An 8713-nucleotide genomic window follows, 5' to 3' on the forward strand; every position below is an offset into this window, starting at 1 on the left:
CAGCAGCGTCCGCAGGAACCGGCCGAGGGCCACCGCGTCGTCCGGGTGCGCGTGCGCGGGCAGCTCCTCCAGCGGTACGGGCGTGCTCGCCGGGGCCGACGGATGGCCGCCGCTGATCACCACATCCCGATCGCGGGGAGCTTCTCCAGTCGCTCAAGTGTGCGGTGAACCAAGGGGGTTGACGCTCTGAGGCCGGCGCCCAGGCGACACACCAGCTACGGCCGACAGCCCACTGCCCACTGCTCCATCGCTCGGGTCCCTGAAGAGCTGTGACGTTCAGCAGTACGGCGGCTGGTTGGTCAGGGAGGCCGCCACCCGCGTCCACACCCCGAAGAGCCGGTACAGGCCGGGCAGGGCGCCCTGAGCCCGGACGGTTCGGGAGTCTGCCGAGGACACCCCTGGGATCCCCAGGAGGGTGGAGGCCACGGAGGCCGACTGCCGGCGGACGGTGAGGGTGGACGTGGCCGAGGCTGCGGACGGGGGCGCCAGGGGTGCGGAGAGCCTGGAGGCGACGGCTTCCTCGATTGCCCTCCTGGCTTCGTCCGCCGGGCGCAGGTCTGCAGCAAAGCGGTCGCGCGCGAACTTCACGGCCACGGTGGTGACGGAGGCGTCCCACTCCGTCATCTCCGCGCAGGCGCGGTCGTCACCGGTGAGGACCGCCACCGGGACTCCGAGGGCGGCCGCGGTGGCATGGGCCAGGCCGATCTCGCCCACCGGCCGGCCGTCCAACCACATGTCTTCGATCTCATGGACCATGAAGCTGTGGCTCAGTACGCCCAGCGCGCCGGCCCGCGAGTGGTAGCCGACGCAGATCACCGCGTCATGCTCGAACGTGAGCCCTTCGAGCATGAGCATCTGGCCTGCGCGTCAGACGGGCACCACGGGCACCACGGGCGCGTCCCAGTCGATCCGGTACCGGTGCGTCCAGCCGAACATCTTCTCCGGCTTGAGGAACGTCCGCGTCGCCAGCGGCATCAGCAAGGCCATGATCTTCGTCGCGACCGGCCCCATCGACTTCTGGCTGTTGGTCTTCGCGGCCTGGGCTGCGACTTTCTCCACCCTGGCCCGCCTCAGCCGCTCGTACGTCGCGAACGCCGCGCCCACCTCGGGGATGTCCCGCAGACACCGCGCCAGTTGCACCGCGCTCTCCACCGCAAGGGACGCGCCCTGTCCGGAGCTGGAGGACGGCGCGTGGGCCGCGTCGCCGACCAGGACCATCCGGCCGCGGTACCACTTCGGCACCGACGGCAGGATCTCCAGCCCTCCGAACGTGAGGAGTTCGTCGTCGGTGCCCCGGAGCAGATCACGGCCGGGCACGTCCTCGGCGTACTTCTCCCGCAGGATCCGCATCCATGCGGCCGACTGCGTCGCACGGGCCTGCTCCGCGCTGAGCGGCTCGTCGTACGGCAGGTTGCCGAACCAGGCGGTGCCTCCACCGGGCACCGGCCAGTAGCCGAGAAACGCGTGCTCGCCGAAGGCGAAGTACATGGTGTCCGGCCGCGCCTGCGGGACCTCCGCCTTCGAGTGCGCACCGAAACCGAGCAGGCCGGTGTACCGGGGGCCGGGTGCTGCCGGGTCGATCAGCTGCCGGACCGTCGACCGGATACCGTCCGCCCCGACCAGCACGTCCGCGGTCACCCGGGTCCCGTCGGTGAACGCGGCGGTGACACCCGCAGGAGTCTCCTCGGCTCCGGCCAAGCGTTTGCCGTACACGGTCTGTACGCCCATCGCGGCGGCCTGCTCGCGCACCGCCCGGTACAGGTCTGCGCGCCACATCACCTGGCTGGGCGGCAGGCCCGTCAGCCCGCCGAACTCGGCCATCCGCCGGCCCCGTCCGTCGGTCATGACCATGCGATGGATCGGCTGACCGGCCAAGTGCTGGTCCACGCCGACGACTTCCAGGGCGCTGAGCCCGTTGGGCGCCATCATCAGCATGCCGCCGAGGCCGTCGGCCGTGTTCTCGTAAGCCTCGTAGACGGTCGCCGCGATGCCCGCCCTGCGCAGCGCGAGGGCCGTTACCGGTCCGGCTATGCCGCCTCCTATGACGGCCGCCGTCTTGATCGCAGACATGTGTCTGCCCCCTTTCCGTACCTGGTCGGGTGTTCAGTGGCCGTGCGAGCGTGCCGGGTCGTCGACGGTCGGGTGACCGCCCGCCCTGTGGGCCAGGCGCAGGTCCTGGAGGTAGGCGCGGGAGCACATGGCGCTCAGGACCGCAATGCCGCCGCGGTGCACGCGCACCTCGCTGTCGGCTGCGACACCGGTCAGGCGGATCCGGCGGGCCCCGACGAGGGCCGGTTCCCCGGCGGTCCGGCCCTGCGCGTCCTTGACCTTGCCGCGAGCGGTCCAACGCAGGTCCCAGTGCTCGACGACGGCGTCTTCCGGCACCAGCAGCTTGACCGTGGCGCGTTGGAGATCCAGGCACAGCTCGATGTCGTCGGGCAGGTCCGGGGAGCGCAGGTCGAGCACGGCAAGGCCCCGACGGGCCCGCACCTGGATGTGTCCGGCGCGGGTCCAGTTGCCCAGCCGCTTGGTCGCGGCGTGGTCGGCGTGGACGCGCTCGGTGGCGGCGGCGGTCTGCGTGCTGGTGGTGGTCATCTCCGTGGTCTCCGTCCGATCGAGGGCCCGCTCATTTCCTGACAGTTGATAGTTTCACTGAGACTAGTCTCAAGTCAACTAGTTTCGATGTGGGTAACATGCGGGCATGAGCACCCCGCCCCGCAGCTCCCCACTGGCCCTGACCGTGCTGGCCCTGCTGCACTTCCAGCCGCTGCACCCGTACGGCATCCAGAGATTGATCAAGCAGTGGGGGAAGGACCAGGTCGTCAACGTCGGCCAGCGCGCGAGCCTCTACCGGACGATCGACCGGCTACTCGCAGCGGGCCTGGTCACGGTCCGGGAGACCGGCCGCGACCAGCAGTACCCCGAGCGGACGGTGTATGAGCTGACCGACGCGGGGCGCTCGACCATGCGCATCTGGCTCACCGAGATGCTGGCCGCACCGAAGCAGGAGTTCCCCCAGTTCCCCGCCGCGCTGTCCTTCATCCTCATGCTTGCCCCGGAGGACGCCCTCGACGTACTGGAACAGCGCGCCGCGGCACTCGCGCAGAGCCTTGACGAGCGCGACAAGACCTTGATGGAGCAGACGGAGGTTCACGGCCTGCCGCGGGTGACCACACTCGAGGAGGAGTATCTGCGCGCGATGACCGCCGCAGAACTGGACTGGATCCGAACCGTCACGAACGACCTGCGCAGTGGTCGGCTCAGCTGGACCCTCGAAGAGCTGATCGGTTTCGCCCAGAGCACGGGACAGCAGGCCCTCGCCGACCAGGCGCCCTCTCGCTCGCCTGAGCACTCACCCTGAGAGCACAGGACGTCAGTTGATGGGGCAGGCGTTTGCCGACCCTCCCCTCGGGAACAGCGGTGCGAGCGACTCAGGAGGGTCTTCACCCTGGGGCGCGAGGCTGCCTTCCCAACTGCCGGCAGCTCTCTCGGCTCGCGTGATCCCGGGCTACTCGTCTCCGTCATCGCGTTGCCACGGACGATATCGAGCCAGCCCCCCGAGAGACAGCGAATTTCTCTTGGGAGGCCCAGACTTACGACCACTCGGCCGGCGCATGGACGCAAACGGGTTCACGCGACAACTCCGTGGCGTCGGGGAACGCAATTCCCCCCATCCTGACAGCATGCCCACCATCATCACCCCCCGCCTCCGGTACGACGCCACGGCGGTACGCCCACAGTGGGAGGCCTCCCTCAGGACGTTCGCCGACTCATCGCACAACGCCTCGGGGCGACGTCCAGGCCGGGCCCAGCGCAGGGAGCGGATTCACCAGCGGCTTCGCCGCCGTACTCCGTGGGACGTCCGGACCTCAGTTCATCAAAGTGGTCAACAGCCTGGACAACCCTGTGGTCGCCGACTGCTACAGGCGGGAAGCCATGATCAACCAGGCGCTCCCCGCAAAGATTCCGGCACCACACCTGCAATGGATGGAGGAGCACGACGGATGGGTCGTCCTCGGCATCGATGCTGTCGACGGCGGCCGCTTGCCCGCCACGCCATGGAAGCCCGACGAGCTCACGGCCACCCTCGACACTTACACGGTCATTGCAGAGGCCCTCTCCACCTCACCCGCATCACTTCAGCACGGTGGCCTCAAGCCAGTAGGGGACGACGGTGACTTCACCGACTGGCGCAACCTCGCCGGTGGCGCCACGCCCAAGGACGCCCTCCCTTCCTGGATGCCACTCGATCTACTGGAAGTGCTGGCCAGTCTGGAAAGCCGCTGGCGGGAAGCCGTCGCAGGCAAAGCCGTTCTCCACCACGACCTGCGTCAGGACAACGTGCTGATCGACGCATCCGGCACGGCGTGGATCTGCGACTGGAACTGGCCCTGCCTAGGGGCAAGCTGGTTCGACCTCGTCCTGCTCCTGGCCACCGCCTACGCCGACGGCCACGATGCCACCACCCTGTTTACCCAGCACCCCACCGCCGACGGAGTCGCCGACGAGCAACTCGATGCGGCGCTGGCCGCCCTCTCGGGGTTCTTCCTCACCTCCGGCGGACAGCCCCCAGCAGACTGGTCACCGCACATTCGCCAGCACCAGACGTGGTGTGGAGAGGTCACACTGCGATGGCTGGCCGACCGGCGTGGCTGGACATTCTGAGCTGCGGGACACACATTCAGCGCACGACGGTCGACCCTCCCGGCGTCAGACCGACACCGGTGCTGCAAGGACACCGCTCGGGACCCACTTCCGCAGGACGTCCGGGACCGCCACGGTGCCGTCGGCCTGCTGGTGCTGCTCCAGGAGCGCGGGCACCAGGCGGCTGGTGGCCAGTCCCGAGGCATTCAGTGTGTGCACGTACGCGGCCCTGCCCTGCCGGGGCCGGAAGCGAATGTTGCCACGCCTCGCCTGGTAGTCGCGGGCATTCGACACTGAGCTGACCTCAACGTACGAGCCGACGCTCGGCAGCCACACCTCGACGTCGTAGGTCTTGGCCATCGCTGCGCTGGTGTCTCCGGCCGCAAGCCGTGTGATCCGGTAGTGCAGGCCCAGTTCGTTTACCAACTCCTCAGCCTTGCCGAGGAGGTCCTCGTGCGCGGCGTCGGAGGCGTCGGGGTGGGTGAACTGGAACAGTTCGACCTTGTTGAACTGGTGCCCTCGCAGGGTCCCCCGTTCGGCCGTGCGGTAGCCGCCGGCCTCCTTGCGGTAGCACGGCGTATAGGCGACGTACCGCTTCGGCAGCTCGGCCTCGGGCAGCGTCTCGTCCCGGTGGAGGTTGACCAGGGCGGTCTCCGCGGTCGGCAGCAAGAACCGCTCCGGGCCTTGCTCTCCGTCCTCCAGAGCGAACACCTCGTCGGCGAACTTCGGGAACTGGCCCGCCGCATACCCGGCCGCGAACGTCAGCACGTGCGGCGGCAGCACGAACTCGTAGCCGTCCTGCACATGGGCTTCGACGAAGTAGTTCAGCAGCGCCCACTCGAGGAGCGCACCGTTACCCCGGTAGAGCCAGAAGCCGCTGCCGCCGAGCTTCGTACCCCGCTCGAAGTCGACCAGACCGAGGCGCCGGGCGAGCTCCACGTGATCCTTGGGCCTGAACCCGAACTCCGGGCGTCGTCCCACTTCGCGGACGACCTCATTGTTCTCCTTGCCTCCGGCCGGCACATCCGCGTCGGGCAGGTTCGGCAGCGGATCGAGGAAGGCCTGCCGGGCCTGTTCCAGTTCAGCGCACCGCGTCTCGGCGGCGGTCAGTTGCTCGCTGACGGCCGTCGCCTCCGGATGCAGGTCCGCCGCGCCCTTACCAGCCCGTTGCCGCTTCGCGATGTCGCCGGAGATCCTCTTGCGGTCCCCGCGCAGGCGTTCTACCTCGGTGCGCACCTGCCGGTAGTCGTCGTCCAAGCGCAGGAACGCGCCGAGGTCGACGTGGACCGCCCGCTTGGCCAGCGCCTGCTGGACGTACTCCGGGTTCTGGCGAATCAGGGTGACATCGATCATTCTGCCGGTGCTCCATTCGATCAGCCGTCGTGACGTGATCCCTTGGGAGCGCGGGCGAGAAAGGGCATCTCGCGGTGCCACCGCGCCTTCGCCACCACCATGTGGTGGCCTCATTCACGACCTGGTCACGGGGGTCAACCGGCGGGGCATTGGGCCGCCCATGAGGCCGGCCGTTCCTCCCCGCACTCGGGAGTGGATTCACCCTGGGACGCGAGGCTGCCTTCCCAGCTGCTGGCAGCTCTCTCGGCTCGCGTGATCCCGGGCTACTCGTCTCCGTCATCGCGTTGATGGAGAGGCTAGGACGTGAGCCTCGACATCGGTACCGAATATCACCGAGACCCGTGGACCTGGGCGCTGCACTCGAAGAGGTCCAGGGGCAGCGCGTCTAGAGGCCACCAGCGCCAGTCGCCGACGCTCTCGGCGGGCTGGTCGGCCGGCTCTCCGCGCCAGCGTGTGACGAGCGCGCCGACGGTGATGTGGACGACGTCCCCAACGTAGTCCTGGAGCAAGGCCAGGAGGCGGACGTCGGCGGGGTTAGTGTGGGTTCCAGTGCCTCCTGTGGGGGATTACCAGGCGCGGGCATGGCCATCACAGGGGCTAGTTCCGGGCGGAGATCGACGGCGTGGCGTAGGAAGCTGCGCTTCGAGTAATAGGTGTGTTCGGTCGCCCACCCACGGGAGGAGAGGTGGCTGCGGAGCCAGGCGTTGATGCGTTCCATTTCGTGCAGGACCTCGTCCTGGTCATGGCCGAGGACGCTGCGGGAGCGCAGGTACTCCAGCTCGCATTGGGAGAGCACCACTTAGGGTGCTGCCAGGAGCGAGCAACGATCGAGGAAGGTGCCGTAGACGTGGCCGGTGCGCATCGACTCGCACTGGATGTCGTATCGGACGCGCTGGAAGGGCGGCATGGCTCGGACCTGGAGGCCCAGTTCTTCGCTCAGGGTATGCCTCGAAGCGGTCGGGGTGACGTCGAGGCCGGGGGTGAGTTCTTCGCGGCGGGCGAAGGTGTCCTCGGTGAACCACTTCCGCTTGAGCACGTGCCCGGCGGTGACGGTGGGGATGAAGGAGGCGTAGCCGATCTCGGGCTCGGGGCCGGTGACGTCGAAAAGGTGGTTCTCGGTGTGGTGGATCTGAACTCTTCCCGGAACTCCGTCGGCAGCCCTCCAGTTGCCGTCGCGCAGGGCTTTGAGTAGCTCCATGGACGCTGCCCAGATGTCCGGCGCCGGATCGAGCGTGTACTTGAATTCCAGCTCGGTGCCGGAGAAGTGCTTGCGAAAGTAGCGAAGATGGTTGTTGAGCGCCGTGCTCGACTCGGCGTGAGTGGACAACACCCCCAGCGGCGGATCTCCTGGCCCTTGTGGGCGGACAGGTTGTCCAAGATGACGTAGAGGGGGGCGCCGTCCGGCGGGGCCGCGCGGATCGTCCTGGGGGCGGCCAGCGTGTTGCCGGCGCCCTTCCTGCGCCGGTTGACGCCTCACAACTTGTCGTCGCCGATCGAGTAGCAGCCGTGGAAGTAGCGGACCCCGTGGGTGCGGTGGTAGGTGGCCGGGTGCCGCTGGGGGTGGCCGGAGGGGGCCAGCCCGTGCCTGCGGCGGGCCGGATGCCGAGGGGACCGAACTCGTCGAACGCGAAGACGCGGTCCGGGAAGCGGTCCAGGACCTCCTCGATCCGGTCGAGCTTGGCGTCGCGCTCGGGGGTCGGGCGACTCCTTCCACGTCTTGGTGCGCTGGAAGGTGACGCCGCGGCGGGCGAGCAGGCACCGTAACGCCTCGCGGCCAATGCGGATGACCTGGCCGTGGACCCGGTGCAGGTAGGTGACGAGCTTGCGGAGGGACCAGCGGGTGAAGGGCTGGCCGAGCTTGGTCGGGCGCGTGGTGGCCGTCTGGACGACGAAGTCCTCGTCGTCAGTGCTGAGAAGGCGGGGACGGCCTCCCGCCCACCGAGGGTCCAAGCAGGCCAGGCCGATCTCGTTGAACCGGTGGATCACGTCGCGGACGGTGTCCTCGTCGGCCTGCACCAGTTGGGCGATCACCGGGACGCGGTTCCCGCCGACCGAGGCCAGCAGCATCATCGCGCGCCGGTAGCGCACCGAACTGGTGCTGCCCCGGCGCACGATCTGCTGCAGCTTCTGACACCGATGAACCGCTTGCGGCCCTTCACCTTCTTGCCCGCGTCGAATCCCCTGATAGCGGCCGGGACGGTGCCGACGGTACGGATCGACTGCGAGTCGATCAGCCCGGCGCTCGGGTTGGTGTCGCGGCCGTCGGCCCCACGGACCTGGCTGCGCGGGGCGTCATGGATCTGTCCGACCGTGCCGTCGTCATGCCACCACGAGAAGTACCAGTACACCGTGGGCCACGGAGCGAAGTCCTTCGGCAACTGCCGCCAGGCGCACCCGGTCCTCACCACATAAAAGATCGCATCGACGATCCGCCGTCGCGGATGCTTCTCCCTCCGCCCGCCCTTCGGCCCCACACGCGCGGGCGGCAGCAACGGCTCCACCAACTCCCACTGTTCATCCGTCAGATGTGACGGATGGCCCCCACCAGCCACAGCAGAGTCAACGATCACCCTGACCGCAAGATACGCAAGATCTCAAACACGGTCTGACGGATGCAGGGGCTAGCTTGACTCTGTCGGGGATCTTGAAGCAGTGGAGGTCAACTGCCCAGCGTTCGCCAGGACTTCGCCCGGGCGATGCCGTGCTGGTCCAGGAA

General features: G+C 68.4%; 8 protein-coding genes and 2 pseudogenes. 2 read left to right on the forward strand and 8 right to left on the reverse strand.

Annotation, left to right across the window (positions count from 1 at the left end):
• Positions 1 to 276: 276 nt before the first annotated feature.
• From ACZ5NH_RS44790 to ACZ5NH_RS44800, 3 genes and pseudogenes are all read right to left on the reverse strand, one after another.
• Positions 277 to 858: pseudogene (locus ACZ5NH_RS44790) on the reverse strand (M55 family metallopeptidase); the annotation flags it as partial.
• Between the two features lie 9 nt (positions 859 to 867).
• On the reverse strand, positions 868 to 2070 hold the full coding sequence (locus ACZ5NH_RS44795) for an FAD-dependent oxidoreductase (RefSeq protein WP_468784168.1): 1203 nt from the start codon (positions 2068 to 2070) through the stop codon (positions 868 to 870).
• A 33-nt stretch (positions 2071 to 2103) separates the two neighbouring features.
• The gene (locus ACZ5NH_RS44800) at positions 2104 to 2595 is read right to left on the reverse strand and encodes a hypothetical protein (RefSeq protein WP_468784170.1); all 492 of its coding nucleotides are present in this window, start codon (positions 2593 to 2595) and stop codon (positions 2104 to 2106) included.
• A gap of 106 nt (positions 2596 to 2701) precedes the next feature.
• Here ACZ5NH_RS44800 and ACZ5NH_RS44805 point away from each other — a divergent pair, with 106 nt between their 5' ends.
• Both ACZ5NH_RS44805 and ACZ5NH_RS44810 read left to right on the forward strand, forming a co-directional pair.
• On the forward strand, positions 2702 to 3361 hold the full coding sequence (locus ACZ5NH_RS44805) for a PadR family transcriptional regulator (protein WP_468784172.1): 660 nt from the start codon (positions 2702 to 2704) through the stop codon (positions 3359 to 3361).
• Positions 3362 to 3882: 521 nt separating this feature from the next.
• Entirely contained in the window at positions 3883 to 4665 is a 783-nt protein-coding gene (locus ACZ5NH_RS44810) for a hypothetical protein (RefSeq protein WP_468784174.1), read from the forward strand.
• A gap of 45 nt (positions 4666 to 4710) precedes the next feature.
• Here ACZ5NH_RS44810 and serS read toward each other — a convergent pair whose 3' ends face one another.
• From serS to ACZ5NH_RS44835, 5 genes and pseudogenes are all read right to left on the reverse strand, one after another.
• The gene (gene serS, locus ACZ5NH_RS44815; RefSeq protein ID WP_468784176.1) at positions 4711 to 5997 is read right to left on the reverse strand and encodes a serine--tRNA ligase; all 1287 of its coding nucleotides are present in this window, start codon (positions 5995 to 5997) and stop codon (positions 4711 to 4713) included.
• Positions 5998 to 6326: 329 nt separating this feature from the next.
• The gene (locus ACZ5NH_RS44820; protein WP_468784178.1) at positions 6327 to 6506 is read right to left on the reverse strand and encodes a hypothetical protein; all 180 of its coding nucleotides are present in this window, start codon (positions 6504 to 6506) and stop codon (positions 6327 to 6329) included.
• Between the two features lie 290 nt (positions 6507 to 6796).
• Positions 6797 to 7327 carry a hypothetical protein gene (locus ACZ5NH_RS44825; protein ID WP_468784180.1) on the reverse strand — a complete coding sequence of 177 codons (531 nt, stop codon included), beginning with the start codon at positions 7325 to 7327 and terminating at the stop codon, positions 6797 to 6799.
• 2 nt (positions 7328 to 7329) lie between these two features.
• Positions 7330 to 8175: pseudogene (locus ACZ5NH_RS44830) on the reverse strand (IS630 family transposase); the annotation flags it as partial.
• Positions 8064 to 8567 (reverse strand): transposase, encoded by a 504-nt coding sequence (locus tag ACZ5NH_RS44835; protein ID WP_468784182.1) that lies wholly within the window; start codon positions 8565 to 8567, stop codon positions 8064 to 8066. The gene ACZ5NH_RS44835 and the pseudogene ACZ5NH_RS44830, both read right to left, overlap by 112 nt.
• Between the last annotated feature and the right edge of the window lie 146 nt (positions 8568 to 8713).

The sequence above is a fragment of the Streptomyces sp. NPDC031426 genome (genome assembly GCF_055581585.1).

Excerpts from the sequence above, each read along its gene's own strand:
- ACZ5NH_RS44795 (WP_468784168.1), bottom strand. The coding sequence starts at position 2,070 with ATGTCTGCGATCAAGACGGCGGCCGTCATAGGAGGCGGCATAGCCGGA.
- ACZ5NH_RS44800 (WP_468784170.1), bottom strand. The coding sequence starts at position 2,595 with ATGACCACCACCAGCACGCAGACCGCCGCCGCCACCGAGCGCGTCCAC.
- ACZ5NH_RS44805 (WP_468784172.1), top strand. The coding sequence starts at position 2,702 with ATGAGCACCCCGCCCCGCAGCTCCCCACTGGCCCTGACCGTGCTGGCC.
- serS (WP_468784176.1), bottom strand. The coding sequence starts at position 5,997 with ATGATCGATGTCACCCTGATTCGCCAGAACCCGGAGTACGTCCAGCAG.